Source organism: Streptomyces milbemycinicus, from assembly GCF_002154605.1.
Classification (GTDB): domain Bacteria; phylum Actinomycetota; class Actinomycetes; order Streptomycetales; family Streptomycetaceae; genus Streptomyces; species Streptomyces milbemycinicus.
Map to the genome: position 1 here is coordinate 17,586 of NZ_MUNE01000312.1, position 478 is coordinate 18,063.

Sequence of the window (478 nt, forward strand, 5' to 3'; positions counted from 1 at the left end):
CGCCTCCTCGCTGGTCCACTGGGCGTAGTTGAGGGCCCGGGTGCGGTCGGAGGCCAGATGACGGGCGCCGTCGACGATCAGATGGAAGTCGGCGGAGATGAGGTCCGGACTCGGGTCGGGGTCCGTCTCCAGGGCCTCGATGACCAGGTCGATCCACTTCTGCCGCAGGTCCGGGCCGTCGAAGTCGAGCTCGATGACGGCGACGCACCCGGGCACGCGCGGGTCGCCGTCCGTCCTGGTGTCGAAGCCGCGGTACCGCTGGTAGCGGGCGATGCCGTTGCGCTTGATCCCCGGCACGGCGGCGTCGATCTGGTCGACCCGCTCCTGGCGCTGGGTGCGGACGAAAGCGTGGTACGCCTCCTCGCTCGTCCACTGGGCGTGGTGCATCAGCGTGTCGCCGTCCGTTCCCACGTAGAGGTTCTGCGACAGCAGCTCCGGGCTCGGCCAGGGGCGGGAGTCCCAGGCGGCGGCGACGGCG

At 71.1% G+C, this 478-nt stretch carries 1 protein-coding gene; it reads right to left on the reverse strand.

What is annotated here, in order from left to right:
- Positions 1–478, reverse strand: a 478-nt coding sequence (locus CCN51_RS24425) for an antibiotic biosynthesis monooxygenase (RefSeq protein ID WP_086860091.1), incomplete at both ends; no start/stop codon positions are given.